We start from the raw sequence: 26,488 nt of genomic DNA, 5'->3' as shown, positions 1-26,488 counted from the left end.
GTGGCGGACGCGGTCGCCGTCCACCCCGCCCGGCTGATGGCGACGGGGCTGAAGGTGCCGAGGCCGCCGGCGTAGTGCGAGACGGTCTCGATGAACCGGTCGTTCGGCGAGAAGTTCGCCGTGCCGAACCGGGCCAGCCGGGTCTGGAACGACGTCGCGTCGTCGCTGTTGATGATCGGGACCTGGTTGAGGTTCGTGTTGTAGAAGCCCCAGTACCCGCCGCCGCCGTTCTGCGACCCGCGCACCTTGTAGGTCCAGTTCGTCCACGACACGTCCAGCGCGTTCAGCCCGGCCATGAACTCGGCCCAGATGTCGTCGAAGTAGTAGAACGAGTACTCGCCGTACAGCACCGGGATCCCCGGGTTGACCAGCCGGTTCGCGACGTCGGCGAGCTGCGTGGTGACGACCGAGCGCTGCGCGTTCCAGTCCTGGCCGTTGGGCATGTCATACGGGTGCAGCTCGTAGACGACGTTGGTCCAGCCGTACGTGGACGGCGCGGCGATCGCGTTCCAGCCGAAGAACGCGGCGAGGAAGATCGTGTGGTCCGGGTCGATGGCGCGGACGGCGTCGTAGATGCGGTCGTACACGTCGCTCTTCTGCGTGACGTCGGCGGCGTCCTCGCCGTAGTCGACGAGCGGCTCGTTGATGAGGTCGTAGCCGGCGACGGCCGGGTTGCCCTCGTACCGGGTGGCGATGGCCTGCCAGATGTTCACCACCCAGTCCTGGTAGGTCGTGCTGCCCCAGTACCCGTTCGGGTTCGGGCCGACGCGGCCGCAGCTGCCCCACGGGCACCCGCCGCCGGGCACCGTGTGCAGGTCGAGGATCACGTAGATGCCGCGCTCGCCGGCCTCCTGGATCAGCCAGTCGATCTTCGTCCATGGGTTGGCCTTCCAGGTCCCGTCCAGGTTGAGCAGCTCGCTCCAGCCGATCGGCAGCCGGACGGTGTTCAGCCCGATCGCCGCGATGTTGTCCAGGTCGGCCTCGGTCAGCCAGGTGTCGCGGTGCGTGTCGACGATCTGCTGGGCGGTGGTGGCGCCGAACCGGTCGTCCAGTGCCAGCCGGAGTGAGTAGTCGTCGTTGTTCAGCGCGACGTCCAGCTCGCCGATCGACCACCACGAGCCGGAGCTGCCGGTCTGGGTCACCCGCAGGTACCGGGCGGCGACGGCGGGGAAGTTGACGGTGGTCGCCTTGAACGTGCCGGTCCCGGTCGCGACCGGGGTCCACGAGGTGCCGTTGTCGGAGACGGCGACGGTGTAGCCGCGCGGGTAGTCGGTCTCGGACGAGGAGTTCTTCTGCGTGTCCAGCACGACGTTGTTGAACGTGACCCGGGCGCCGAAGTCGGCCTGCACGTACTGGCCGGGGACCTGCGCCGTGCCGGACGTCCACCGCGTGGCCGGGTCGCCGTCGGTGAGCGCCGACGTCGTGCCGGCCGGTGAGCTGGTCACCGCCCAGCCGGCCCGGTCGAACTTCCCGGTCGACGTGACCGCGAGCTCGGAGACCGACCACCAGCCGGCCTTCGTCCCGGTCTGGGTGATGCGCAGGTACCGCATCCAGGTGCTGGTCCACAGATCGGCCGTGACCAGGCGGTTCGTGCCGGCGCCGCTGGCCACCTTGGTCCAGTTGACGCCGTCGGAGGAGCCGGAGATCTCGTACGTCGCGGGGTAGTCGTTGGGGTACGAAGGTCCGGAGTCGAACAGCACGCGGGTCACCTCGATGACCCGGCCGAAGTCGACGGTGTACGTCTGGCCGGCGACCTGGTTCGCGCCGGTCGTCCAGCCGGTGGCGATGTTGCCGTCGATGCCCGCGCCCGGCGTGGTGAAGCCGGCCGTCGAGCTGGCCGTCGCCGTTGCACCTCCGTTGTTCACCACCGGGTCGGAGAACAGGTTCAGCTCGGCGACCGACCACCACTGCGCCTTCGTCCCGGTCTGCGCGACCCGGACGTAGCGGGCCACCTGAGGCGCGAACCGGGTGGTCGTGATCTCGGACGTGACGGTGGGCGGCGGCGTCCCGGCCGCCGCGGCCACGCTGGCCCACGTCGTGCCGTTCGACGAGACCTGCACGTCGTACGCGGCCGGCCAGTCGGCCGTCGACGGGCCGGCGTCGAGCGTGATCCGGTTGAACAGCGTCGGCACGCCGAGGTCGACCTGGACCCACTCGGCGCCGGCCTGCGCGGCGCCGCTGGCCCAGCGGGTGCTGAGGCTGCCGTCGAGCACGTTCGACGCGCCGGCGGCCGACGCGGTCGCCGTCCAGCCCGTGCGGTCGAGGGCGAACTCGCCCAGCGGTGACATCCAGTCCTCGAACGTGAGCCAGCCGCCGAGGTTGGTGCCGCGGAGGTTCACGACCGAGCCGGTGCCGTGGTTGGTGCGCAGCACGGGTCCGTCGGCGGCGAGGAAGTCGCCGGGGCCGAGTGGAGCCGCCTGTGCCGGGGCGCCCGCGAGGGGGACGAGGGCCGCCGTGGTGAGTGCCGCGATGGTCAGGACATGGGCTGGTCGTCGCACGCTTGTCTCCTTTGACGTCGACGAAGGGGCGTTGTGGTCCTGCAGCGTGGCGGTTATAGTACGGCAAAAAATAAGACTCAGGAAGATGCGGATGATCTCTCTCGAACCAGCACAGAAGGCCCGCCTCGCGGCCGAGCCGCCGGTCGCCGACGCGCGCGCCTTCCCGGCCGGCTTCCGCTGGGGACTGGCGACCGCGGCCTACCAGATCGAGGGCGGCGCGACGGCCGGCGGCCGCGGGCCGAGCATCTGGGACACGTTCGCGCACACGCCCGGCCGGGTCCGGCACGGCGACACCGGCGACGTCGCCTGCGACCACTACCACCGCTGGCGCGACGACCTGGACCTGCTGGCCGCGCTCGGTGTGACGGACTACCGGCTGTCGGTCTCGTGGTCGCGGCTGCAGCCGTCCGGCCACGGCGACCTCAACCCGCGTGCGGTCGAGTTCTACCGCGACGTGCTCGGCGGGCTGCGCGACCGCGGCATCCGCCCGCTGGTCACGCTCTACCACTGGGACCTGCCGCAGCCGCTGGAGGACGCCGGCGGCTGGCCGGCCCGTGCGACGGCGGCGCGGTTCGCCGAGTACGCCGGCCGCGTCGTCACCGCGCTCGGCGACCTCGCGGACGACTGGGTCACGCTGAACGAGCCGTGGTGCAGCGCGATCCTCGGCTACGGCGAGGGCGCGCACGCGCCGGGGCGGGCGGACGAGCGGGCCGCCGTCGCCGCCGCGCACCACCTCAACCTCGCGCACGGCCTGGCCGTCCGGGCCATCCGGTCGGCCCGGCCGGAGGCGACGGTGGGCATCACGAACCTCGTCACTGACCTGGTCGCCACCACGGACGCGCCGGCCGACGTCGCCGCGGCGGACCGGCTCGACGCCGCGAGCAACCGGCTGTTCCTCGATCCGGTCTACCTGGGCGAGTACTCGCCGGCGGTGCTGCTCGCACATCCCGGCCTCGACGACCTCGTCCACCCCGGCGACCTGGACGTCATCGCCACGCCGACCGACTTCGCCGGCGTCAACCACTACCAGCGCATCGTCGCCCGTCACGACGAGACGGCCGGCCCGCTGCACGTCGCGCAGCGCCCGGCCGACCCCGCGACCACCGCGTTCGGGTGGTCGGTCGTCCCCGCCTCCCTGACCGCCGTGCTGACCCGCGTCGCGAAGGAGTTCACCGCGCTGCCGCTGTACGTCACCGAGAACGGCGCCGCCTACGACGACTATGCCGACCCTAACGGCGACGTCGCCGACGTCGAGCGGGTCGCCTATCTGCGCGGCTACCTCGACGCCGTCGCGGACGCGCTCCGTGCCGGCGTCGACGTGCGCGGCTACTACGCCTGGTCCTTCCTCGACAACTTCGAGTGGGCCGAGGGCTATGGCAAGCGGTTCGGCCTGGTGTTCGTCGACTACCGGACGCAGGAGCGCATCCCCAAGCTGAGTGCCCACTGGTACCGGCGCCTCATCACCTCAACCCGTCCAGAGACACAGGAGTCTCGATGAAACGACGCACTGCGCTGCTCCTCGCCGCCGGCCTCGTGGCCGGTCTGGCCGGCTGCTCCGACGACGACGGCGACAACGCCGCCGCCTCCGACGGCCCGCTCACCGTCTGGATCATGGGCGACTCCGGCGCCAACTTCGAGCAGCTCGTCGAGCCGTTCACCGCCGACACCGGCATCGACGTCGAGGTGGTGGCGATCCCGTGGGACGGGGTCGACCAGCGCCTCACGACGGCCGTGGCCTCCGGCGACGGCCCCGACGTGCTGCAGATCGGGCTGTCCAAGCTGCGCACGTTCGCCGACGCGGGCGCGCTGCTGCCGCTGGACGACGCCATCGCCGACCGGCCCGCGCTGGACCCGGCCAACTTCGCCGAGGGCGTCGCGGGCGACGCGACCGCCGTCGGCGGGCAGCTCGTCAGCGTCCCGTGGATCAGCGACACCCGGGTGCTGTTCTACCGCTCGGACATCCTCGCCGAGAACGGCATCGACGGGCCGCCGGCCACCTGGGACGACCTGCGCGCCGACGCCGCGACGCTGGCCGGGCGCGGCGACGGCCAGTACGGCTACTACATCCCGCAGTGGGACAGCCCGCTGCCGGTCGTCATGACCTGGGACCAGGGCGGCGACATCGTCGGCGAGGACGGCGCGATCGACTTCGACACCCCGGAGTTCGCCGCCGCCGTCGACCTCTACACCGGTCTGTACGCCGACGGCAGCGTGCCGACGAACGCCGACTTCGACCAGACCCAGGGCTTCATCTCCGGCGTCACCCCGATGCTGATCAGCGGCCCGTACCTGGCCAAGGCGATCGCCGACGCCGCGCCCGAGCTGGACGGCGCGTGGAGCGTCACCACCGTCCCGGCGGCGGAGTCGGGCACGTCGCTGTTCGCCGGCTCGAACCTCGGGGTCTGGCACGACACCGCGAACGAGGACGCCGCGCTGGACCTGCTGGAGTTCCTGTCCGCGCCGCAGACGCAGCTGAGCTGGTACGAGATCAACGGCGAGCTGCCCACCGTCACCGCGGCGCTGGAGGACGAGGCGCTGGCCGCCGACCCGCTGGTCCAGGTGTACGTCGAGCAGCTGGCCGACGCGAAGGTGCTGCCGACGGTGCCGAACTGGGACGGCGGCGTCGGCGCGGACCTGCTCACCGCGCTGAACGAGATCGTGCTCAACGGCGCCGACCGGGACGCCACCCTCGCGGACCTCTACGCGAAGACGAGCAGTGTCTCGATCGACTGAGCTGGTTCCGGAGGCGCCGGCCGCGATCGCGCGGCCGGCGCCCCAGGCCCGTCGGCGGCCGCGGTTGGGCCGCGGCCTGACGCCGTACCTGTTCGTGACGCCGGCGATGCTGCTGCTGGTGACGTTCGGCGTGCTGCCGATCCTGGTCGCGGCCGTCGTCAGCCTCACCGACATGGACATCTCCGGGCTGGCGAACCGGGACAACGTCGGGTTCATCGGCCTGGACAACTACCAGCGGCTCTTCGACGACCCGGACTTCCGCGACGCGCTGCTCACCACCGGGTTCTTCGTCGTGCTCGGCGTGCCGTCGATCGTGGTGCTGTCGCTGGGGGTCGCGCTGCTGCTGGACCGCGGCGACGGCCGGTTCGTGCGCGCGCTGCGGGCGTTCTACTTCGTGCCGGCGGTGACCGGGATCGTCGCGATCTCGCTGGTGTGGGGGTACCTGTACAACACCCAGTTCGGGCTGTTCAACTACCTGCTGTCGCTGGTCGGCGTCGAGCCGGTGCAGTGGCTGTCGGACCCGGCGCTGGCCAAGTTCTCCGTGGCGTTGGTGGCGATTTGGCGCGGCACCGGGCTGAACCTCATCATCTTCCTCGCCGCGCTGCAGGGCATCCCGCGGGTCTACCTGGAGGCGGCCGCGCTGGACGGCGCCGGCGCGTGGCGGACGATCCGCTCGATCACGCTGCCGCTGCTGCGGTTCGCGATCTTCTTCGTCACGGTCACGACGATGATCGCCTGGCTGCAGTTCTTCGACGAGCCGTTCGTGCTCACCGACGGCGGCCCGCTCGGCGCCACCACGTCCGCGTCGATCTTCCTGTACCAGGAGGGCTTCCGGAACAACCAGTTCGGCTACGCCAGCGCCGGTTCGCTGGTGCTGTTCGTGCTGATCGCCGTCGTCACCGTCGTGCAGCTGCGGCTGAGGAGGCCCGATGCGCAGGACTGACCGCCGGCTGCGGTGGACGATCGCGCTGGTGCTCGCCGCCGGCGCCGTCATCACCGCGTTCCCGCTGTTCTGGATGCTCAGCGGCTCGTTCAAGCCGCAGCGCGAGGCGATCGACTTCCCGCCGACGCTGCTCCCGCAGGATCCGACGTTCGACTCCTACACCCAGCTCTTCACCGACCTGCAGTTCGGCCGGTACCTCGTCAACACCGTCATCGTCGTGCTGATCGGCGGCGTCGGCGTGCTGCTGATGGCGATGGCCGGCTACGCGTTCGCCAAGTTCGAGTTCCGCGGCAAGCGCTGGCTGTTCTTCCTCGTGCTGGCGACGCTGATGATCCCGGTGCAGGTCACGATGATCCCGACGTTCCTGGTGATCAACGGCCTGGAGCTGACCAACACCCTGGTCGGCGTCGCGCTGCCGACGCTGGTGAGCGGGTTCGGCATCTTCCTGTTCCGGCAGTTCATGACCACCGTCCCGGCCGAGATGCTGGAGGCGGCCCGGCTCGACGGCGCGGGGGAGTTCCGCACGTTCTGGTCCGTCGTGCTGCCGATGTCGCGGCCGATCCTGGCCGTGCAGGCGGTGCTGGCGTTCATCGCCGGCTGGAACAGCTTCCTCTGGCCGCTGATCATCGCCACCGACCAGAACTCCTACACCCTGTCGGTCGGGCTGGCGCTGCTCAACCAGCAGATCTCGGTCGACCCGTCGCTGCAGCTGGCCGCGGCGTCGCTGATGGTCGTCCCCGTCCTCGTCGTCTTCGTGTTCTGCCAGCGCTACATCGTCCAGGGCTTCGCCCTGTCCGGCCTCAAATGAAGGAGACCACCTCGTGACCATCGGCCCCGCCACCACCGACCGCCTCGTCCCGGCCCGCCCGGCCGACTTCACCGGCCTCGTGCGGGCGCGCGACGCCGCGCTCGTCGACGGGACCGGACGGGAGCGGCTGCTCCGCGGCGTCGGGCTGGGCAACTGGCTGCTGCCCGAGGGGTACATGTGGCGGTTCGGCCCGGGCGCTGAGTCGCCGCGAGAGATCGAGGCGCTGTTCGAGCGGCTGGCCGGGCCGTCCGCCGCGGCGGAGTTCTGGGAGCGGTTCCGCGACGTGTTCGTCGCCGAGGCCGACATCGCCCGGATCGCCGCCAGCGGGTTCGACCACGTCCGGCTGCCGATCAACGCCCGGGTGATCCAGGACGACGACGGCGAGCCGGTCGAGGCCGGCTACGCGCTGATCGACCGGCTGCTGCGGTGGTGCCGCGAGCACCGGCTCTGGGTGCTGCTGGACCTGCACGGCGCGCCCGGCGGGCAGACCGGCACCAACATCGACGACTCGCCGAACGGGCTGCCGGAGCTGTTCATGGACGACCGGTACCGACGGCGCACGCTGCGGCTGTGGCGCGACCTCGCCGCCCGCTACGCCGGCGACACCACCGTCCTCGGCTACGACCTGCTGAACGAGCCGCTGCCGAACGAGTGGCAGCACACCTACCGCGACGAGCTGGTGCGGCTGTACCGCGACCTCACCGCCGAGATCCGCGCCGTCGACCCGGACCACCTCATCGTCTACGAGGGCTCGCACTGGGCGACGAACTGGGAGATCTTCACCGAGGTGTGGGACGACAACTCGCTGCTGCAGTTCCACAAGTACTGGTCGTCGCCGGACCGGCCGAGCATCGCGCCGTACCTGGAGACGCGCGAGCGGCTGGGCCTGCCGATCTACATGGGCGAGGGCGGCGAGAACACCGCCGACTGGATCTACACCGCGCACCGGCTCTACGAGGCGCACGGCATCGGCTGGAACTTCTGGCCGTGGAAGAAGATCGACACACCGACGTCGCCGGCGTCGGTCCGCCCGCCGGCCGGCTGGGACCGCGTCGTCGCGAGCGCCGCCGGCGGTTCTCCGCTTCTCGGCCGGGCGGAGGCGGGCGTCGTCCTGGACCGGCTGGTCGAGGCGATGCGCCTGGAGAACTGCGAGTGGCGGCCGGAGATCGTCGCCGCGCTCACCGCCGCGTCGCCGTCGACGCTGCCCGCGTGGGGGTTCGGCTTCCGCGGCGCCGGCCGGTCCTACCGTGCGTCCGGGAGCCCACTGGAGCGGATCCGCGCCGACGACGCCGTCACGCTGCGCTTCCACGTCCCCGCCGACGACCCGGAGCAGCCGTTCGAGCACCCGGGCGGCCGGACCGAGACCGACGGCGACCGGATCGTCGTGGACCTCGCGCCGGGGGAGTGGCTGGAGTACGAGCTCGACCCGGCGCCGGACCTCTCGCGGGTGCGGGTGCTCGGGCCGTCCGGCTCGCCGGCCCCGGTTGTCGTCAAGACGGCGCCGCGCGGGCTGCGGGTGGTCGCGACGGCGCCGGCGACGCTGTGGCGCATCGAGCTCGGCGGCTCCAGTACGGTGGTCTGGCCATGATGGGTTCCGACAGTGCCCGCCGCCCCGTGTCGGCGCCCGAGTCGGCGACGGTCGTGTCGCTGCGCCGGACCAACCGGGCGCACGTGCTGCGCCAGATCGTGCTGGCCAGGCAGACCACCAGGGCCACCATCGCCGCCGACACCGGCCTCTCGCTGGCGTCGGCGACGCACCTGGTGTCGGAGCTGATCGCCGAGGGCCTGGTGATCGAGGCCGGCTCCAAGGCCTCGCGCGGCGGCCGCCCGATCACGCTGATCGAGCCCCGTCCCGACGGCGCCTACTTCATCGGCGCCGACGTCGGCGAGCGCGGCGTCGCCGTCGAGCTGTTCGACCTCAGCATGACCCGCGTCGACCGTGAGTTCCGCGGCGGCCGCGAGCCGGAGGCGCCCGAGGACATCGCGCACGACCTCGACGACGCGATCGCCGCGCTGCGCGAGCGGCACCCGGCGATCTGGCCGAAGGTCGTCGGCGCTGGCCTCGGGCTGCCCGGCATCGTCGAGACCGAGCTCGACGGCCGGCAGGTGCTGTACGCGCAGAGCCTCGGCTGGCCGCCGGTGCGCATCTCCGACCTCGTCTCGCACGAGCTGCCGGTCTACGCCGAGAACGGCGCGAAGACACAGGCCAAGGCCGAGCAGTGGTTCGGCGCCGCCCGAGGCGTCGACTACGCCGTCGTCGTGCTGCTCGGCCGCGGCGTCGGCCTGGGCATCATCGCCGGCGGGTCGCTGCAGTACGGCTCCACCAGCAGCGCCGCCGAGTGGGGTCACCTCAAGATCGAGCGCGCCGGCCGCCCCTGCCGGTGCGGCGCCCGCGGCTGCGTCGAGGCCTACGTCGGCGCCGACGCGATCCTCTCCGCCTGGGCCGACGCCGGCGGCCGGTTCGAGGGGACGGGGTGGCACGCGCTGGGCGCCCTGCTCGACGCGGCCGACTCCGGAGACGCTGCCGCTGCCGGTGTGGTGTCCGATCTCGTGGACACGCTCGGCGTCGCGCTGGGCGGGCTGGTGAACCTCACCAACCCGCAGCGCGTCGTCGTCGGCGGCTGGGTCGGGCTGCGGCTGATGGAGTCGCTGGCCGCCCGGATCGACGACGCCGTCCGGGCCAACGCGCTGGCCCGCCCCGGCGGCCAGTACGAGCTGCTGCCCGCCACCTTCGGCGGCGACACGGTCGCCGTCGGGGCGGCGATCATGCCCCTGGAGACGATCATCCACGCCCCGCGCGGCTCATAGGGGTGCGGCAGTGATCGACCGCCGGGACCGCTCGATCGGACTCGCTAGATGGGAGCAATCGAGTTCGGCCCCCCGATCTGCGTCCACAGACTCGTCGCGCCGCTCGCCAAGGCTATGTACAGGCGGTTGTTCACCAACTCCCAGACGACCTTGCCCTCGGCCTTGCCGACCCGGTTCACCATGGACGCTGCGTTTGCCAGGTCGTCATGAGAGACGGTCTGCAGATGCAGACCGCCTTGCGCATCGACGGCCGCGGAGGTCTTGATGACGTCGATCACGTTCTGCGCATTGAGGACATCGGTCTGGGCGGCCATACGACTGCCCGCGCGGACCGGACCGTACGGCACCATGTTGATGATGTCGTTGAACATGGAGTAGAGATTCATCGAGAAGTGGCCGGCCACACCGGACTCATTCGCCAGTGCTGCGTTCGCTCCCGCGATGAACAGACCACCGCGAGCGCCGTCCAAGGCGCCGTTCAGAGCCGTGCGCCACGGCCGCGTCTCGGCGTAACAATCGCTGAACGTCGTCTCGCGCGCCATACCGACATGCATGGTCCGCGGTCCCGACGTCGTCATCAGGCAGTTGGAGAACTCCAGGGCCCGCATCGGCGCGCCGCTCCACTCCAGCGCGGTCGAGTACTTCTCGCGACCCGGCAGGCCCGCTGCGTTGAGCACTGGATTGGCTTCGTCGATCCCAGCGGCATGAGCGAGGTCCGTGAAGGTGCAGTCCTCGAAGCGCGTATGACTGTGGCCTCCGGAGAAGACGGGCACCACCTTGGAGCACGCGGTCGGATGCGTGGAGACCGTCTGGATGGCACTGGTGTCGTTGGACCCGGACCCCGCGGGTCTCACGTCGTTCAGGACGATCCAGCCGTCGCCCAGGATGTCCGTGACGTTGTTCGGCGTCGCCGCTGATTCGTAGGTGGTACCGGTATACGTGTAGTTGCTGCCGCCGAAGGTGTCCCGAGCAGATATCGTCACAGTTCCCCCGGTGGGCGAGAACTGCTGAGATGGGGTCCAGCGAAGCCAGATCCGACCGGCATCCTTGTCCACGACCGGCCACATGTCGCCGGTTCGAAGAATCATTCCCCCTTGGGTCGCACAACCGGTGAACTTCTGGTGCTCGGCATTGGGGGTGCCGCCGATCGGACTGTCGGAGATCTGGAACCCGATGTTCAGGATCGCGCCGAGTCGCCAGTATCCGACCACGTTGACGTCGGCCACATGCGCGCCCCACGGATTCGACATGATGATGCCGAAATCCCAATCGGCGTAGGGCAGCACAGCATCGTCTCGCTTGTAACCGCCGACGCCGTCGACCTCGCCCAATGCCGGATCGGGGCAGGACGGAATGATGCGGATGCCCTCGAGGTTGATGCGCTCGAAGGTTTCCTCGAACGAGAGCAACGCCGAGACCGGCCGCAGGGTGGCCGGTGTGTTGCTGCCCTTCACGGCATCTCTGTTCGACAGGTCGAGCAAGGCGAACCGTTCGTCGACCGCGTTGTTGTACTGACGCACCTCGTTCGGGCGGTCGAAGCCGCATTGCGTTCCTTCGGTGACGTGCCGGACGTGGTGCTCTTTTGCGCCCGTCCCACAAGCGACGAAGGTCGTGACCGTGGGTTGGTCCACGATGCTGTCGTAGATGCTGGCAGCCGTTCCGAATCGGGTGTTCTGGCTGCCGCCCGTGCCGCGGTACCGGATGGCGCGCGGCAGGACGTGCGGCTGCTCCAGAAAGATCAGGCCCGGTGGAAAGACGATCTCAGCGATGTTGTGGAGCGTCGCGTACCCGACAGCGCTGGTCAGCTGCTCGTCCATGTACTGTGGCGCATCCGGGGGAGTGGCGATCAAGCCGAACGCGGTCGCGTCGAGCACACCTGGCTGCGACGGCACCGGCGACCACTCGCCACCGTCGGCCGTGAGCAACGCCGTCCCCGCCGGGTCGCGCTCGTAGAGCTGGGTGCCGACGACGATCCGCAGCACGCTCGCCGGAACAGTGGCCTGTTCCGCCTCGTCCCGATCGGCGAACACCTCGAGTTCGAACGGTGGCATTCGTCACGCCTCCTTACGTGAACGTGCAGTGGCCAAGTGCTCCTGCCCGGCCGCGACGCGGCCCAGCCAATCCGCGGCGAGCCGGGTCCAGTCCCGGGCGGGGTATCCTCCGCCGAGACCGATACCGTGCGGACCGGCCGTGAAGACGTGCAGCTCATGCGGAACCCCGTGCGCGGCAAGGGCGCTCGCGAGGCGATAGCTGTGGTCACCGACAGGCACACCTGCGTCGCCCAGCGTGTGCCATACGAACATCGGAGGGGCGCTCGGCGTCACGAGTCTTTGCAGTGACGTCGCCACCCGCTCCTCCTCCGAGGGTGACTCGCCGAGCAGATTCACCTGAGACACGATGTGGGTCGGACTCACCATGGAGACCACCGGGTAGCAGAGCACGGCGAAGTCGGGGCGCTGCTGTGCTGTGCTGTCCGGAGCAAGCGCCGCGTGACCCGCAAGATGCCCGCCGGCCGAGAACCCGAGCACACCGACGCGTTCCGCGCCGGCCTCGCGCTCAGAGACGATCTCCGCTTGCACGGCGGCCAGTGGGGCCTCGCGAAGAGGAGCCGGGTGTGTCTCGATCACGGGGTAGTGCACCAACCGGGCATCCCACCCCAACGAGCGGATCCACTCGGCGACGGGCTCCCCCTCGTGCGCGGCGTGACGCCGGTAGGCACTTCCGGGCAGCACCAGGATCGTCCCAGGAGAGGTGCGGCTTGGGGCGTTGCTCATCGGCGGCCCGCAGCGCTCACCCGGCGGCGGAGCCCGCCGGCGCATCCGGGTAGCTCGTCACCTCTACGACTTCTCAACGAGCTCGTCCATCTGCTCCGCGAACCGCGTACCGGCCTGTGCGGGTGACAGTCGTCCTTGCAGCAGGTCCGTCGAAATTCCACCCATGACCGCGCTGGAGGTGGCCCAGGCCTGGTGGGGCGACGGAAGAAGCGTCGCGGTGTCCTTCATCTCGATGGCCCATTCCAGTGCGGCCGCCGTGGATGTATCGACGACCTGGGCAAGTCCGTCGAGCACGTTGGAATTGACGGGTATACCGAGGGCGATACCCCTCGCATCTACCGCGTCCTGATTGTTCAGCAAGAAGTTCAGCAGCTGCACCGACTCCTCGACGTGGTCGCTCTGATTGGTGATGCCCCAGGAGGAACCCGCACAGAAGAATCCACTCTCCGGCTGCTTGCCCACGCCGGGCGGCAAGGCCATGTAGAGCTCCGTCCCCGGAGGCATGTTCGGAAGCTGAAGAGGCACCGCCTGCGCATTGGAGTGCGGGACGATACCGAACTGAAGCTCTGCCAGACCGCCCTGCGCGAACTCGATCGCGACGTCGGGCGGCGGCGCCGCATTCGCGTCGGACGCTTCCAGGACCAACTCGAAGAAGCGAGTCAACGTCTGCTCGCTCATCGTCACCTTGCCATCGTCGCCGAACGGCATCTCGCCGGCCTGCAGCGCCAGATGGAAGAGCACATAGAGTCCCCCGAAGCCGAACGAACGGAGCCCGTAGACATCGTCGGGGGAAGCTGCCGTCACGTCCGCGCCGATCCGGATCATGTCCTGCCAGGACCAATTGGCGTCATCTGGCAGGTCGATCCCGGCAGCCTCGAAGATCGTCTTGTTGATCAGGGCCCCTGCCGCGGCGAAGCTCGACGGCAGACCGACCAGTCGGCCATCGATCGTCGTCAGTCCCAGGTCCGAGTCCGTGAAGCCCTGGAGATCCAGGTCGGACTTGTACTTGTTCAGATCCGCGAGCATCGGGACATTCCTCATGAGGCTTTCCCAGCCCGACGTGATGATGTCTGGCGCGTCGCCCGCGGCGACCTGAGCCGCAAGCCTTTCGTTGTACGCGTCGAAGGCCGCGTACTCCCGCTCGACCACGATGTTGGGGTTCGCCGCCTCGAACAGATCAATGGACCGGTCGATGGCCTCCGCCCGGGCCGCATTGCCGAACCAGGACATTCTGAGCTTCGTCACACCGCCCTCGCCGCTGGAGCTCGCACCGCCGTCGCCGGAGCATGCCAGCAACGTTGCCGACGCACCGCCGCCGATCAACACGCCCATCATGCCCTTGAGCGCGGTCCTTCTCCGCAGCGGCTTCATTTCCATCCGCTCAATTGCCATGTCTGATCTCCTCCTCGGATGTCGCTGCCAGAAATCGTTCGGATACGACTCACTTGAAGCCAGTTGACGCGATTCCCCGCACGAGCTGCTTCTGAAACAGCGTAAAGACGATGAAGATTGGTGCGAGCGTCAGCAGTGCCATCGCAAACATTGGTCCGTACTCGGTGGAGGCGTCGGGATCGGCGAACGCAGCGATTGCGACGGCGGCCGTCTTCACATCCTCCTTCGTGAGGTAGACCAGTTGTGAGAAGAAGTCGCCCCACGTCCACAGGAACGTGAACACGGCGGTGGTGGCCAATGGTGCGCGAATGAGCGGCACGATGATCGAGAAGAACGTCCGGATATAGCCACACCCGTCGAGTCGCGCGGCATCGTCCAGTTCCCGCGGAATTCCTCGAATGAACTGGGTGATCATGAACACGAAGAACGAGTCGACGGCCAGGAACTTCGGTAGGATCAGCGGCACGAACGTGTTCACGAGGCCCAGCTTCGAGAACATCACGTACTGGGCGACGAAGGTCACATATCCCGGCAGGAGCAACGTGGCGATGACGATGCCCAGGCCGAGTCGTCGACCTCGGAACGAGAGACGCGCGAAAGCATAGCCGGCCATCGAGCACGCGATCAGGTTCCCGACCACGGCCCCGATCGAGACGATCGTCGAGTTGAGCACGTAGACGCCGAACGGACGAGCCAGAGCGTTCCAGCCGCTCGCGAAGTTTTCCCAGAGTGGAGCCTGGGCAAGCCACAGACTGAGATTGCCAGGTATCTGGTACTCCGGTCGAAGGGAGCTGACAACCATCCATAGCAATGGATAGAGCATGAGTGCGGCACCCGCGAGCACTCCGGCGTGCCAAGCAATGATCGCGATTCGACGCACCGGGATGCCTCCAGCACCTCGTTCTATGGGGCCCGTATCAGGCCGACCATTAGTCGTTCGTCCCCTAGTCATCGTAGAAGACCCAACGTCGTTGCGTGATGAAGAGAAGCGCCGATATGGCACCGACGATCAGCACCAGAATCCACGCGATGGCAGACGCATAGCCCATTCGGAAGCTGGTGAACGCCTGCTGATACAAGTACAGAGTAATGAGGAGTGTCGAGTCCGCGGGCCCGCCGTTGCCGTCGGTCATGATCCGTGCCTGCGTGAACGACTGGAAGGCGCCGATCAGCTGGAGGACCAAATTGAAGAAGATGATCGGCGTCAGCAACGGAAGCGTGATCGACCTGAACTGCCGCAGCGGCCCGCAGCCGTCGACTTTCGCTGCCTCGTAGAGGTGCTCTGGCACCTGCTTGAGGGCAGCTGCGAAGATCACCATCGGCGAGCCGAATGTCCACACGTGCAGGAGAATGAGCGTGAAGAGGGCCAGGTCGGGATCGGTGAGCCAACCAGGGCCCTCTATTCCGACGTGGCCGAGTACGGTGTTGACCAGACCGGAGCCGCCGAACACCTGCCGCCACAGCAGCGAGATTGCGACACTTCCCCCGAGCAACGAAGGAAGGTAGTAGATCGATCGATAGATTTGAGTGCCGCGAAGCGTCCGGTTGAGGACGACGGCAAGCAGTAGCGCGAACACCAGCTGCGCGGGGACGCCGACGAGCGCGTAGATGAAGGTGACCTGTAGCGCCTTGTGAAGCCGATCATCACCGAGCGCTTCGACGTAGTTGTCGAAGCCGATCCACTCGGGTGAGGTGATGACGCTGTACTTGGTGAACGAGATCACCAGGGAGTAGAGCAACGGCCCGGCGGTGATTCCGACCACGCCGATGAGCCAGGGCGCGAGCAGTATCGCGGCTGCACGCCCTTGAGCGCGCTCGTGGCCCGAACGCTTTGCCCTACGAGCCGTGCCGGCTTCGTGGACGTCTGGATTCAGAGTCACGGTCATGCTCGATCCGTCTTCGACTGCATGGCGAGCTCCAGACGGTTCCCACCAATGCGGCGGACTCTTGACGAGGTGCGCAAGGGGACGGGTGCGGGCCCGCCGGACGCAGGCTCGTAGGTGTGCGTGCCCGACCAGGCGACCATCAAAGGTCGAGCCCCTGTTGCCGGCCCCGATCGGCCGGTCCGCGCGGACGACGACCTCCGGCGCCACGGGTGACCGGGAGTGATCGTCATCCGCGGCCACCAGCCTGCCGGGCGGTGGATGGGAAACACGGCCTGCACGCGGGCCTCCGTAGAGATCGACGTCAATGTCGAAGCGGCATGCTAGGGCGGCCGCGATCAACCTGTCAAGCTGCTTGGCTGTCAGACAGCTTTGGTATGGTGTGGGCGCGGGCGGGAGCCGCTGGTGCGCAGTACGTTCCGCCCACGTGGCCCCACCAGCCCCCGAATCAGGGCGCGACTTGAGAGGCGAGGACCTAGATGCTGCGATCCATAGAGGGCCCCAACGGCCGGCTCCGGCTCAGCGAACCCGAGCTCTACGTCAACAACGCGGATCGGGGGCGGAGCGGACACATGAGCCACGGACTGGTGAGCTACTCGCCCGGAAAGGTCCTCGCGTTCAACTCGAACGTTTCCGCGACGCGGATGGACGGGCACTCGGGCTTCGGGTGGATCGAGTACAGACGCTCCGTCGATGCCGGGCAGACCTGGGGCGAGATCCGCGACCTTCCGTATTCCAGGGACGCGTTTCTCGATGGCGAGTTCACCATCTCGGTGGAACGAGCTGTGTCGCCCAACGAGGATGACGTCATCGTGCTGTGCACGCGTAACACGCCGTACCGAGAGGTGTGCGCTCAACCTTGGTTGACACCGCAGTATGTCAGGAGTGTCGATGGCGGCACGACGTGGGCGCCCCCCGAAGAGTTGACGCCGTATGCCGGTCGGATATACGACGCTCTCATCCATGATGACACCATCTACGTACTGCAGTTCTGTTCAGAGGACTTCATCGGGACTACCGACGAGCACGTGTACCGAGTCTTTGCAACAAGTCGCACGGGCACGCACTTCACCGAGTTGTCGACCGTTCCGATCAGCGGCATCGGCCGCGCCTACGGCTCGCTGCTCCTGCGCGCCGACGGCAGCATGATCTGCTATGCGTACAACAAGGACGACGAGCGGTCCATGGACTTCGCGATCAGCGAAGATGCGGGACGGACCTGGTCCACCACCGGAAGTACGCCCGTGGCCAAGGGCATTCGCAATCCCCAGACCGCCTACCTCGATGGCGTCTACTTGCTGCACGGGCGCGCAGCGAACGGCCGCGGCTTTGTCATGTACACGTCGAGTGACGGGCTCAACTGGGACGACGGCTGGATGATCGAGGCCGAGAAACAGCGCTGCTACTACTCCAACAATATCGTCGTTCCCTCTCCAGAAGGAGGGGACCGACTATTGGTGCAGTACTCCGATGCATACCAGGGCGCTCGCGTGAACGTCATGCACCTGTGGGTCGAGGGCGAGCGCTGAAGATGGGCGCTCAGCACTCGAACGATGGAGCACCCTGGATTCCTCACAAGGAGCGTGAAGTGCCATCCGGTAAGGTACCCAGCGGGATTCTGGCTGTCGTCCGGGCGTCGTCAGCCGACGACGCGATCATGATCGGCGAGTGCCTTGCGGACGCGGGCGTGGGGCATATCGAGATCACGTTCACGGTGCCGGATGCATCGGCCGTCATCCATGCTCTGGCGGACGCGACCGGAGCCACCATCGGGGCCGGAACCGTCACCAGTGTCAGCCAGGCTGCCGCAGCTATTCAAGCTGGCGCCGAATTCGTGGTTTCGCCAACCCTGAACGGAGCTGTACTTGAGCATGCAAGGAATGCGGCGGTGCCGGCTATCGCCGGGGCGATGACGCCGACAGAGATCGAACAGGCGATCCGGGCGGGCGCGGATGGCATCAAGGTCTTTCCCGTATCGGCGGTCGGCGGGCCGGCATACGTGAGTGCAGTGGCCGAGGTCTTCCCGGGTGTTCGGTGGGTGGCTTCTGGCGGTATCGCGGCGAGTTCCGTCGAGCAGTACCGTCGGGCAGGGTGCACTGCGGTCTGTCTTGGTAACGCACTCATCGATCGCGCTGCGCTGGCAAGAAGGGACCTGGCTCAGCTGGTCACCAGCGCTCGACAGGCGCTTGCGGAAGCAGGTTCAGGGTGAAGTACTGGCTGGGATTGGATGTAGGTACGTCCTCGGTCAAAGCAGTGGCCATCGGAGCCGAGGGTGAGGTCGCCGCATCGGCACGCTGTCCTTACGTCACTCACCGCTCTGGCCCCGAGATGGCCGAACAGGACCCGGCAGATTATCTCAAAGCAGTCCGGACGACGATCTCGGCACTCGAGATCGACAGCACCAAGATCGCGGCAGTCGGGTTGTCGGGCCACACGCCGACCACCGTTCTCGTTGACGAGAACGACGAGCCTGTCCGGCCCGCAATGACGTGGCAGGATCGCCGCGCAGAGGAAGAGGCGCAGGTTCTGTCAAGGCGTCACCCGGACCCGATCGGGCTTTTCGGAACCCCATTGTACTGGTCGCCGACGGCGATTCCAGCGAAACTGCTCTGGCTGTCGCGGCACGAACCTGGAACGGTAGCGAACACGCGGTGGATACTCCAGCCGAAGGACTACATTGGTTTAGCGCTGACCGGAGCGCCGACATCCGATCCGTGGTCATCCAAGGGTCTGTGCAATGTGGTCACAGGAGCTCCGGCTTCGGCCTTCCTGCGGAGCGTCGGCTGGTCTGACGGTGTTTGTCCACCTATCGACCACGCGTGGAACTATCGGGGCGCCGTCACCGAGATCGCGGCGCACGAGTTCGGCTTGCCTGACGGCATTCCCGTTGCGGTGGGTTGGAGCGATGCCCTGGCCGCCATGCTGCGAGTGGGTGCGTTCACCAGTCAGACGGCATTCATCATCAGTGGAACATCCGATATCGTCGGTTCGACGTTCCGTGGAGATGCGCCGGACGTACCCGGCCTCTTGACGATTCCGCGGGAGTGTGCGCCGCTGCCGGCCACCTACGGCCCGATTCAGTCGAGTGGCGATTCACTCGAGTGGCTGGCCCGAATCCTGGGCCGTTCGGTTTCCGATCTGATGTTCCTCCAGCCGAGTCCTGCCGTTGAGCCGCCGACCTTTGTGCCGTACTTGCGCGGGGAAAGGGCGCCCTATTGGAATCTTCGCGTCAGGGGCGGGTTCTCGGGATTGTCCGCTGAACACAACGCTGGCGATCTGGTTCAAGGCGCGATGGAAGGCATCAGCTTCGCTGCGCGTCGCATTCTGGACAACATCGGCGTCGGAGAATCATCCGAGGTGCATCTGGCCGGTGTCGGCGCTGAGGAGCGTTGGGCGCAGGTTCGCGCGGCCACCCTCGGGCGCCCGATCGTCATTCACAAGGATGGCGACGCTGCGGCCGTTGGTGCGGCCATTCTTGGTGCGGCTGCATCGGGTCAGGATATTGCGGCTGTCGTGAGCCGCGTCTCCCGGAACGCGCAGCGCGTGGATCCCGCGCCGTCGGATGCCGAAGATGCACGGCGTCGTTTTGCGGCGTTCGGCCGGCTCTCTGCTTTTGCTTTGGCCGAGACCGCTTCTCCGGCGCCTTCCAAGCGTGGTGATATAGTTTATGAGAACGCAGGTTCGAACAGAGACTCGATCGAGGGGAGGAGAGCGCAGTGAACCGGCAGAGAGTTGTGCGAGTGAGCCTGATCGATGCGGTCGCGGAGCGGATCCAGGAAGCGATCCTGACGGGGGAGTACGCACCGAACTCGAAGCTGCCCGCGGAAGAAGCGCTGTCCGCTGAGTTCGACGTCAGTCGGCCAGTCGTCCGAGAAGCGCTGGGCCTATTGCGAGAACGTGGCTATGTGCGCACGTACAATGGCAAGGGTACCTTTGTCCGTCAATCCGAGATTGGGACGGTCACCGAAGGACTTCTCCGTAATCTCCGACCACACGTTGGTCGTGAGGTCGGCGTCGACGACCTCTTCGAAGCCCGGCGGACCATCGAGGTGGCAGGCGTTCGTCTCGCGGCCGAGCGTGCGGCAGATGATGACCTTGATCGACTGCGGGACCAGATCGAAAAGATGCGTATTGCGGCACCCGACGATCCCGGGGCGTACACGGCTGCCGATGTGGGCTTTCACGTCGCCATAGCTCAATCGACGCAGAACCCGCTGTTTCCGCTGCTGCTCTCTCCTCTGGTGGACTTGATTGTCCGTGGCATGTACCAGAGCGTCACTGCTCATAGGTCCGCCCGAGTGACCGGCGTGGCGGACCACTCGGTGATCCTCGACTGCCTCAGTAAGAACGACGGCGACGGAGCGGCGTCGGCGATGGATGAACACCTGCTCGCGTCGTGGGAAGAGCACAGGGACGCGTTCCAGAATGCGGAGCGAGGCTCGACGCCGCGGGTACAGGACACGGCGCGCTAACGCGCCGGCAGTGCGTCGTCACCAGCGCTGGAGCGAGCTCGGTGCGAGTCCCCCAGCGGTGACGATCAACAGTCGTGGTCAGCACCGCTCGCAGTGCCGCCGCCGCCACGCGGCCCTGCTCGCAGAAAGCCATCGCGGCCGGCCCGACGCGATCGCGGACGTCACCGATTCCGTGCCAGCCTCTATCGCCTGGCGAACCTCATGGCGGCGACTCCCTGAGACGCCAGCGCGACCGCGGCCGCCCGGCGATCGCGCTGCAGGTGCTGGAGCGCCGGCGCGGGCGTGGCGGGCGCTGCCGGCCGGCTGGTAGCTCTCGTCAGGCGCGGACGACGACGACCGGGCGGGTGGCCTGGTGCAGGACGCCGCGGCTGGTGGAGCCGAGCAGCATGCTGCGCACCTCGCCGCGGCCGCGGGTGCCGACGACGATCAGCGACGCGGTGGCCGACGCCTCGACGATCACCTCGGCGGCGTGGCCGGCCTCGACCCGGACGGTCGTCGGAACCGTGGCGCCGGTGGCCGCCCGGGCCCGCTCCAGCGCCGCCGCCAGCACGGCCTCGGTCTCCTGCCGCTCCGGCGACGTAGTGCGTCCGCGCAGGTGGTAGGCGCCGACGGCGAGAACCCGGGCCTGGCGCAGGGCCGCCTCCGTCAGCGCGAACCGCAGCGCGGCGTCGGCGTGCTCCGAGCCGTCGACGCCGACGACGATCTCGCCGGCCCGGTTGCCGTCGTCGGTGCCCTCCGGCGGGACGACGACAGCCGGGACCGGCGCGTGCGCGGCGATCCGGGCGCTCACCGAGCCCAGCACCAGCGCGCCGAGCCCGGTCAGGCCGCGGGTGCCGGCCACGATCAGGGCGGCGTCCTTGCCGACCTCGAGCAGCGCCTCCGCCGGCGGGCGCAGTACCAGGAACGTCTCGGCCTCGACCCCCGGCGCGACGTCCTTCACTCGCCGCCGGGTCGCGTCCAGCACGTCGGTCGCGTAGGCGCGCAGCTCGTCCGACGGCGGCAGGACGGCGGCGCCGCCGAACGGGACGGCGGCCATCGGCATCCAGAGCCCGTGGACGGCGTGCAGCGGGGCGCCGCGCAGGCGGGCCTCGGCGGCGGCCCAGTCCAGGGCGACGCCGCTGTCGGTGGACCCGTCGACGCCGACGACGATCGGCTTGCTCATCTCCGTAGTCATGCTTCCAGCATCGTCCCGTGGCACGGTCCGTACCAGGGACATCGGTCACGTCACGGTGGCCGGCTTGCCGGCTTGCCCTGGTTGATGTGCAATATATTGCATGCCCATCCCGCAGAGCGAGCCCGCCATCGGCCGCGGGCTGCTCCGTGAGGACGTCTACGGCCGCCTCCGCGACGCGATCGTCGGCGGCGTGCTGGCACCCGGCGAGCAGTTGCGCGACGGCGAGCTGGCCGCCTGGCTGGGCGTGAGCCGGACGCCGGTGCTGCGCCGGGCGGAACGGCTGCGGTTCTCCACGCTGGGCGGGCGCGCGTCCGTCGCCCGGCACGACGAGCTGATCCGGCTCTGCGCGGCCGGCGACGCCGACGCCGCTGCCGCCGTCGCGTTCGACACCTGGCACAGCCTGCCCACCACCGAGGAGTGACCATGGCCCTGTCCGACTTCCCCCGTCATCCGCTGACGTTCGGGCCCAGCCCGGTGCATCCGCTGCCGCGGCTGACGGCGCACCTGGGCGGCGCGTCCATCTGGGCGAAGCGCGAGGACTGCAACGCCGGCCTCGCCTACGGCGGCAACAAGACCCGCAAGCTCGAGTACATCGTTCCCGACGCGCTGGCGCAGGGCGCCGACACGCTGGTGTCGATCGGCGGCTACCAGTCCAACCACACTCGCCAGGTGGCCGCCGTCGCCGCGTCGCTCGGGCTGGCCGCGGTGCTGGTGCAGGAGCACTGGGTGGACTGGCCGGACCCGCTGAACGACCGCGTCGGCAACATCATGCTGAGCCGGATCATGGGCGCGGAGGTGCGCCTGGATCAGGCCGGGTTCGGCATCGGGTTCAAGGAGTCGTGGACGCGGGCGATCGAGGACGTGCGGGCGCGCGGCGGACGGCCGTACGCGATCCCGGCCGGCGCGTCGGACCACCGGCTCGGCGGGCTCGGCTTCGCCCACTGGGCGTACGAGGTGGCGGCGCAGGAGCGGGAGCTCGGCGTCGTCTTCGACACGATCGTCGTCTGCGCGGTCACTGGGTCGACGCAGGCGGGGATGATCGCCGGGTTCGCGGCGCTGGAGGAGGCCGGCGGAGCGCCGCGGCGGGTGATCGGCATCGACGCCAGCGCCACGCTGGACGAGACCCGCGACCAGGTCGCCCGCATCGCCCGCGCCACCGCCGAGCTGATCGGCGTCGCCCGGCCGCTGCGCGACGACGAGATCACCGTGCTGCCCGGCTGGGCCGGCGACCGGTACGGCGTCCCGGTGGAGTCGACGATCGACGCGATCCGGCTGACCGGGCGGCTGGAGGGCGTGATCCTCGACCCGGTCTACGAGGGCAAGTCGATGGCCGGGCTGGTCGATCTCGTGACCAGCGGCGACATCCCGCGCGACGCGACCGTCCTCTACGCGCACCTCGGCGGGCAGCCGGCGCTGAACGCGTACAGCGGGCTGTTCACGCACTGACCTCGGCCGCCGCGGCGAAGCGGCGGGCCAGCGTCGCGCAGGCGGCGCGCAGTTCCGGTGGGCCGGCCGCGGCGAGGTCGGCGTCGAACCGGGCGATGCTCGCGGCCAGGCCCGTCCAGGACCAGGAGCCCAGCGTCAGCCGGCAGCGGTCCGGGCCGAGCTCCTCGACGACGCCGTCGTGGACGTACGGCGCGACCTCGCCGGCCGGCCGGTGCAGGACGACGGTGCCGCGGCACGGCCAGTCGGCGTCGCCGCCGCGGAACCGGGCGGTGACGAACGCGGCGACGTCGCCGCCGGGGATCTCGCGAGGCCGGAACCGGGGGCCGGTCGGGACGCGCGGCGTGATCCGGTCGGCGCGGAACACCCGCCAGTCGTCGCGGTCCAGGTCCCAGGCGACGAGGTACCAGCGGCCGCCGCGGGCGACGAGGTGGTGCGGCTGGACCCGTCGCCGCGTGCGGGCGTGGTCGAAGCGCAGCTCCTCACGGGCCCGGATCGCGGTGGTCAGGGCGACGAGGACGTCCGGGTCCGCCGGGCCGTGGGTGGTGCTGCCGACGGTGACCTGGACCGCGTCGACCCGGTGCCGCAGCCGGGTCGGCAGCAGCTGCCGGACGGTGGCCAGGGCCCGGGCCGCGTCCGCCGCGACGTCCGCCCCGGTCGCGGCGGCCAGCCGGAGCGCGACGGCGAGCGCGACGGCCTGCTCGTCGTCGAACAGCAGCGGCGGCAGCGTGGCGCCCGCGTCGAGCCGGTAGCCGCCGTCCGGGCCCTTGATCGCGCGGATCGGGTAGCCCAGCTCGCGCAGCCGGTCGACGTCGCGGCGGACGGTGCGGCCGGTGACGCCGAGCCGGTCCGCCAGCAGGGCGCCCGGCCAGTCCCGGCGCGTCTGCAACAGCGACAGCAGCGCGAGCAGCCGTCCCGAGGTCGTCGCCATGCGTTCCATCCTGCCGCAAGTAGCGGACACATCCTGTCCTCTACCGCTGCGACGCTGCCGTCATGACAGAGAACCAGACGATCACGTCCACCCTCGACGCCGAGCGGGCCGCGCTGCTCGGCCAGCTCGCGGCCGCCCGCGCCGCACTGCTGACCACCATCCGCGGGCTCACCGACGCGCAGGCGGCCGAGCGGCCCACCGTCAGCGCGCTGTGCCTCGGCGGGCTGGTCAAGCACGTCACCGCGATGGAGGAGAGCTGGCTGCGCTTCGTCGTCGACGGGGCGGCGGCGATGACCTACGACCTGCCCGACGGCGTCACCTGGGCCGACCTCGCGGCCGGGACCGCGCGGGAGGTGCCGCGGTGGTCGATCGAGCACGCGAACGGGTTCGTGCTGCTGCCCGGCGAGACGCTGGCCGACATCGTGGCGCGGTACGAGCGGGTCGCCGCCGAGACCGCACGGATCGTCGCCGCCGTCGGCGACCTGGCCGCCGCGCACCCGCTGCCGGCGGCGCCGTGGAACCCGCCCGGCGCGTCGCGCAGCGTGCGTGAGGTGCTGCTGCACCTGATCGCGGAGACGGCGCAGCACGCCGGGCACGCGGACATCCTCCGCGAGTCGCTGGACGGGCAGACGTCGAGCTGACGCGGCGGTTGTCGGTGGCGGGCGGCAGGATGGGCGGGTGCAGCCCGTCCTCGTCCCTCAGCCCGACGGCTCGCTGCGCGTCGACGGCCGGCGGGTGCCCTTGGGCGAGCTGCCCTCCGTCGTCGCCGCTCGGGACGCGGCCGCGCGCTGGACCTGGGACGACACGAATCGGTGGTATCCGGGACTGTTGTCCGCCGGCGTGCGGGTGGAGCGGGCGCACGACCTGCGGCTGGCGCACCGGATCCTGCGTTCGTCGGCGCTGGCGTCGTGGCCCGATCCGGACGACGCGTGGGACTCGCTGCCGGTCACGCCGCTGACCGCCGTCGCCGACGAGCCCGCGATGCTGTTCGGCCCGGTCGACGACGCCGCGCGGCCGGACCCGGTCGCCGAGCTGGCCCGCCAGGACGCCGTCGTGGCCGGGTCGGCGGCGGCCGGGCGGCTGCGGTTGCTGCTCGCGGCGGAGTCGGCCGGCGCGCTGACCGCAGTCGAGATGTACCACGCCGGGCTGCCGTGGCTGGCCGACGTCCATGACGCCGTCCTCACCGAGACGCTCGGGCCGCGGCCGCGGCTGGGGGAGCGGCCTGCCCGGCTGGACGAGCTGGCGCAGCGCATTCGCGACGCGCTGGGCGCGCCGGCGACGCTCAATCCGGACTCGCCGCAGGACCTGCTGCGGGCGATGCAACGGGCCGGTGTGGGGGCGCGGACGCTGCGCAAGTGGGAGCTGGAGCAGCTGGATCATCCCGTCGTCGAGCCGCTGCTGGAGTACAAGTCGCTGTACCGGCTGCTGACGGCGAACGGCTGGGCGTGGCTGGAGGCGTGGGTGCGCGGCGGCCGGTTCCGCAGCGAGTACGTCGTCGGCGGCGTCGTGACCGGCCGGTGGGCGTCCAGTGGTGGCGGCGCGCTGCAGCTGCCGAAGAGCGTCCGCCGCGCCGTCGTCGCCGATCCCGGCTGGACCTTCGTCGTCGCCGACGCCGCGCAACTGGAGCCGCGCGTGCTGGCCGCCATGGCCGGCGACGAGGTGATGGCGGCGGCCGGCCGCGGTCCGGACGGGCGGGGCGCGGACATGTACGCCGGCATCGTCGCGTCGGGTGCGGTGCCGACGCGCGAGCTGGCGAAGGTCGGGATGCTCGGGGCGATGTACGGCGGTACCACGGGGTCCAGCGGCCAGGTGCTGCCGCGGCTGGCGAAGGCGTTCCCGCGTTCCCTCGCCTTCGTCGACGAGGCCGCCCGTGCCGGCGAGCGCGGCGAGGTCGTCACCACGCACCTCGGCCGGTCGTCGCCGCTGCCCGGCGCCACCTGGCACGAGACCCAGGCCGGCGCCTACCAGGACGACGCCGGCGATGACGACGTCGCGCGCGCCCGGTCGTACGCGCGGTCGTGGGGCCGGTTCACCCGCAACTTCGTCGTGCAGGGGACGGCGGCGGAGTGGGCGCTGTGCTGGCTGGCGTCGATCCGGCGTCGCCTGTGGGCGCTCGGCGTCGACTCCGCCCTGCCCGACGGCGCTGTGCTGCCGCCGTTCACCGGCCGCCCCCACCTCGTCTTCTTCGTGCACGACGAGATCGTGGTGCACACCCCTTCGTCGCTCGCCGAGGCAGTGGCCGCCGAGGTCCAGGAGGCGGCCGCCGAAGCCGGCCGCCTGTTGTTCGGCGACTTCCCTGTCGCGTTCCCCTTGAGCGTCGCGATCGCCCCCAGCTACGCCGACGCGAAGTGACGGGCCACCGGAGCGCCAGATCCTCAGGCGAGCCAGCGGCAGTTCGTTGTTTCGCCTGGCCACCGACCGGCAGGCGAGTTCCGTGGGCACCGGCGGCAACGGTGTGGGATCGCTGCGAAAACGCTGCGGCATCGCTGTCGTGGGAGCCGCTGTGCTGTCTACGTAGTTGTGGGACGCGGTGTCTACGTAGTTGTGGGACACGATCGTAGTCACGTCTGGTGCTGGCTAGGCGGCTTTGATGGGCTGGTAGGTCTTGGTGAAGTCGATGTGTAGGTGG

General features: G+C 69.5%; 22 protein-coding genes. 14 read left to right on the top strand and 8 right to left on the bottom strand.

The annotated features are described in order from the left end of the window. On the bottom strand, window positions 1-2,498 hold a 2,498-nt coding region (locus C1I92_RS27630), incomplete at its 3' end, for a discoidin domain-containing protein (RefSeq protein ID WP_111257856.1). A 91-nt stretch (window positions 2,499-2,589) separates the two neighbouring features. Between C1I92_RS27630 and C1I92_RS27625 the strand changes: the two genes are divergently transcribed. From C1I92_RS27625 to C1I92_RS27600, 6 genes are all read left to right on the top strand, one after another. Next, window positions 2,590-3,996 (top strand): GH1 family beta-glucosidase, encoded by a 1,407-nt coding sequence (locus C1I92_RS27625; RefSeq protein ID WP_111257853.1) that lies wholly within the window; start codon window positions 2,590-2,592, stop codon window positions 3,994-3,996. Next, on the top strand, window positions 3,993-5,231 hold the full coding sequence (locus C1I92_RS27620) for an extracellular solute-binding protein (RefSeq protein ID WP_111257852.1): 1,239 nt from the start codon (window positions 3,993-3,995) through the stop codon (window positions 5,229-5,231). The genes C1I92_RS27625 and C1I92_RS27620 overlap by 4 nt, the downstream gene beginning before the upstream one ends. A 106-nt stretch (window positions 5,232-5,337) precedes the next feature. Then, entirely contained in the window at window positions 5,338-6,174 is an 837-nt protein-coding gene (locus tag C1I92_RS27615) for a carbohydrate ABC transporter permease (RefSeq protein ID WP_199521656.1), read from the top strand. Further along, complete coding sequence (locus C1I92_RS27610; protein ID WP_111257851.1) at window positions 6,161-6,982, top strand: carbohydrate ABC transporter permease; 822 nt, start codon at window positions 6,161-6,163, stop codon at window positions 6,980-6,982. Before C1I92_RS27615 ends, C1I92_RS27610 begins: the two co-directional genes overlap by 14 nt. Before the next feature lie 13 nt (window positions 6,983-6,995). Next, the gene (locus C1I92_RS27605; protein WP_199521655.1) at window positions 6,996-8,570 is read left to right on the top strand and encodes a glycoside hydrolase family 5 protein; all 1,575 of its coding nucleotides are present in this window, start codon (window positions 6,996-6,998) and stop codon (window positions 8,568-8,570) included. Continuing rightward, window positions 8,567-9,790 (top strand): ROK family protein, encoded by a 1,224-nt coding sequence (locus tag C1I92_RS27600; RefSeq protein ID WP_199521654.1) that lies wholly within the window; start codon window positions 8,567-8,569, stop codon window positions 9,788-9,790. The genes C1I92_RS27605 and C1I92_RS27600 overlap by 4 nt, the downstream gene beginning before the upstream one ends. A 44-nt stretch (window positions 9,791-9,834) precedes the next feature. Here the strand turns inward: C1I92_RS27600 and C1I92_RS27595 are convergent, their stop codons facing one another. The 5 genes from C1I92_RS27595 to C1I92_RS27575 form a co-directional block, all read right to left on the bottom strand. After that, the gene (locus C1I92_RS27595; protein ID WP_111257849.1) at window positions 9,835-11,841 is read right to left on the bottom strand and encodes a hypothetical protein; all 2,007 of its coding nucleotides are present in this window, start codon (window positions 11,839-11,841) and stop codon (window positions 9,835-9,837) included. A gap of 3 nt (window positions 11,842-11,844) precedes the next feature. Then, window positions 11,845-12,564, bottom strand: a complete 720-nt coding sequence (locus C1I92_RS27590; protein ID WP_111257848.1) for an alpha/beta hydrolase — start codon at window positions 12,562-12,564, stop codon at window positions 11,845-11,847. 63 nt (window positions 12,565-12,627) lie between these two features. Further along, window positions 12,628-13,956, bottom strand: coding sequence for an ABC transporter substrate-binding protein (locus tag C1I92_RS27585; RefSeq protein WP_111257847.1), 1,329 nt, complete (start codon window positions 13,954-13,956; stop codon window positions 12,628-12,630). 49 nt (window positions 13,957-14,005) lie between these two features. Next, a complete protein-coding gene (locus C1I92_RS27580) occupies window positions 14,006-14,836 on the bottom strand; it encodes a carbohydrate ABC transporter permease (protein ID WP_158564300.1) in 831 nt (276 codons plus the stop codon). A gap of 64 nt (window positions 14,837-14,900) precedes the next feature. Next, a complete protein-coding gene (locus C1I92_RS27575) occupies window positions 14,901-15,842 on the bottom strand; it encodes a carbohydrate ABC transporter permease (protein WP_111257845.1) in 942 nt (313 codons plus the stop codon). A gap of 569 nt (window positions 15,843-16,411) precedes the next feature. Here C1I92_RS27575 and C1I92_RS27570 point away from each other — a divergent pair. From C1I92_RS27570 to C1I92_RS27555, 4 genes are read left to right on the top strand one after another with little or no spacing between them, the layout of a single operon-like run. Beyond that, window positions 16,412-17,368, top strand: a complete 957-nt coding sequence (locus tag C1I92_RS27570; protein WP_146605309.1) for a sialidase family protein — start codon at window positions 16,412-16,414, stop codon at window positions 17,366-17,368. A gap of 59 nt (window positions 17,369-17,427) precedes the next feature. Next, window positions 17,428-18,048 carry a bifunctional 4-hydroxy-2-oxoglutarate aldolase/2-dehydro-3-deoxy-phosphogluconate aldolase gene (locus tag C1I92_RS27565; protein ID WP_158564299.1) on the top strand — a complete coding sequence of 207 codons (621 nt, stop codon included), beginning with the start codon at window positions 17,428-17,430 and terminating at the stop codon, window positions 18,046-18,048. Next, window positions 18,045-19,559 carry an FGGY family carbohydrate kinase gene (locus C1I92_RS27560; RefSeq protein ID WP_111257842.1) on the top strand — a complete coding sequence of 505 codons (1,515 nt, stop codon included), beginning with the start codon at window positions 18,045-18,047 and terminating at the stop codon, window positions 19,557-19,559. Before C1I92_RS27565 ends, C1I92_RS27560 begins: the two co-directional genes overlap by 4 nt. A 20-nt stretch (window positions 19,560-19,579) precedes the next feature. Beyond that, the gene (locus tag C1I92_RS27555; RefSeq protein WP_158564298.1) at window positions 19,580-20,311 is read left to right on the top strand and encodes a FadR/GntR family transcriptional regulator; all 732 of its coding nucleotides are present in this window, start codon (window positions 19,580-19,582) and stop codon (window positions 20,309-20,311) included. Between the two features lie 316 nt (window positions 20,312-20,627). Here C1I92_RS27555 and C1I92_RS27550 read toward each other — a convergent pair whose 3' ends face one another. Further along, on the bottom strand, window positions 20,628-21,473 hold the full coding sequence (locus C1I92_RS27550) for a universal stress protein (protein WP_158564297.1): 846 nt from the start codon (window positions 21,471-21,473) through the stop codon (window positions 20,628-20,630). Between the two features lie 112 nt (window positions 21,474-21,585). Between C1I92_RS27550 and C1I92_RS27545 the strand changes: the two genes are divergently transcribed. Together C1I92_RS27545 and C1I92_RS27540 are read left to right on the top strand one after the other, a co-directional pair. Further along, window positions 21,586-21,906: a GntR family transcriptional regulator gene (locus tag C1I92_RS27545; protein ID WP_111257839.1), complete on the top strand. Its 321-nt coding sequence runs from the start codon at window positions 21,586-21,588 to the stop codon at window positions 21,904-21,906. A gap of 2 nt (window positions 21,907-21,908) precedes the next feature. Continuing rightward, window positions 21,909-22,931 carry a 1-aminocyclopropane-1-carboxylate deaminase gene (locus C1I92_RS27540; RefSeq protein WP_111257838.1) on the top strand — a complete coding sequence of 341 codons (1,023 nt, stop codon included), beginning with the start codon at window positions 21,909-21,911 and terminating at the stop codon, window positions 22,929-22,931. On the opposite strand, the gene C1I92_RS27535 is transcribed toward C1I92_RS27540, so the two are convergent. Beyond that, on the bottom strand, window positions 22,921-23,859 hold the full coding sequence (locus C1I92_RS27535) for a helix-turn-helix transcriptional regulator (protein ID WP_111257837.1): 939 nt from the start codon (window positions 23,857-23,859) through the stop codon (window positions 22,921-22,923). The genes C1I92_RS27540 and C1I92_RS27535 overlap by 11 nt on opposite strands. Window positions 23,860-23,921: 62 nt before the next feature. Between C1I92_RS27535 and C1I92_RS27530 the strand changes: the two genes are divergently transcribed. Both C1I92_RS27530 and C1I92_RS27525 read left to right on the top strand, forming a co-directional pair. Then, window positions 23,922-24,500: a DinB family protein gene (locus tag C1I92_RS27530; RefSeq protein ID WP_111257836.1), complete on the top strand. Its 579-nt coding sequence runs from the start codon at window positions 23,922-23,924 to the stop codon at window positions 24,498-24,500. Window positions 24,501-24,537: 37 nt separating this feature from the next. Next, on the top strand, window positions 24,538-26,211 hold the full coding sequence (locus tag C1I92_RS27525) for a bifunctional 3'-5' exonuclease/DNA polymerase (protein WP_111257835.1): 1,674 nt from the start codon (window positions 24,538-24,540) through the stop codon (window positions 26,209-26,211). The last annotated feature ends 277 nt before the right edge of the window (window positions 26,212-26,488 follow it).

This window comes from Jiangella anatolica, assembly GCF_003236295.1.
In the GTDB taxonomy this organism is placed as follows: Bacteria; Actinomycetota; Actinomycetes; order Jiangellales; family Jiangellaceae; genus Jiangella; species Jiangella anatolica.
Note: the sequence above shows the minus strand (reverse complement) of the source record. Positions and strands in the feature narration are given on the sequence as shown.

Excerpts from the sequence above, each read along its gene's own strand:
- C1I92_RS27625 (WP_111257853.1), top strand. The coding sequence starts at position 2,590 with ATGATCTCTCTCGAACCAGCACAGAAGGCCCGCCTCGCGGCCGAGCCG.
- C1I92_RS27620 (WP_111257852.1), top strand. The coding sequence starts at position 3,993 with ATGAAACGACGCACTGCGCTGCTCCTCGCCGCCGGCCTCGTGGCCGGT.
- C1I92_RS27615 (WP_199521656.1), top strand. The coding sequence starts at position 5,338 with ATGCTGCTGCTGGTGACGTTCGGCGTGCTGCCGATCCTGGTCGCGGCC.
- C1I92_RS27610 (WP_111257851.1), top strand. The coding sequence starts at position 6,161 with ATGCGCAGGACTGACCGCCGGCTGCGGTGGACGATCGCGCTGGTGCTC.
- C1I92_RS27600 (WP_199521654.1), top strand. The coding sequence starts at position 8,567 with ATGATGGGTTCCGACAGTGCCCGCCGCCCCGTGTCGGCGCCCGAGTCG.
- C1I92_RS27595 (WP_111257849.1), bottom strand. The coding sequence starts at position 11,841 with ATGCCACCGTTCGAACTCGAGGTGTTCGCCGATCGGGACGAGGCGGAA.
- C1I92_RS27590 (WP_111257848.1), bottom strand. The coding sequence starts at position 12,564 with ATGAGCAACGCCCCAAGCCGCACCTCTCCTGGGACGATCCTGGTGCTG.
- C1I92_RS27585 (WP_111257847.1), bottom strand. The coding sequence starts at position 13,956 with ATGGCAATTGAGCGGATGGAAATGAAGCCGCTGCGGAGAAGGACCGCG.
- C1I92_RS27575 (WP_111257845.1), bottom strand. The coding sequence starts at position 15,842 with ATGACCGTGACTCTGAATCCAGACGTCCACGAAGCCGGCACGGCTCGT.
- C1I92_RS27570 (WP_146605309.1), top strand. The coding sequence starts at position 16,412 with ATGAGCCACGGACTGGTGAGCTACTCGCCCGGAAAGGTCCTCGCGTTC.
- C1I92_RS27550 (WP_158564297.1), bottom strand. The coding sequence starts at position 21,473 with ATGAGCAAGCCGATCGTCGTCGGCGTCGACGGGTCCACCGACAGCGGC.
- C1I92_RS27545 (WP_111257839.1), top strand. The coding sequence starts at position 21,586 with ATGCCCATCCCGCAGAGCGAGCCCGCCATCGGCCGCGGGCTGCTCCGT.
- C1I92_RS27540 (WP_111257838.1), top strand. The coding sequence starts at position 21,909 with ATGGCCCTGTCCGACTTCCCCCGTCATCCGCTGACGTTCGGGCCCAGC.
- C1I92_RS27535 (WP_111257837.1), bottom strand. The coding sequence starts at position 23,859 with ATGGCGACGACCTCGGGACGGCTGCTCGCGCTGCTGTCGCTGTTGCAG.
- C1I92_RS27530 (WP_111257836.1), top strand. The coding sequence starts at position 23,922 with ATGACAGAGAACCAGACGATCACGTCCACCCTCGACGCCGAGCGGGCC.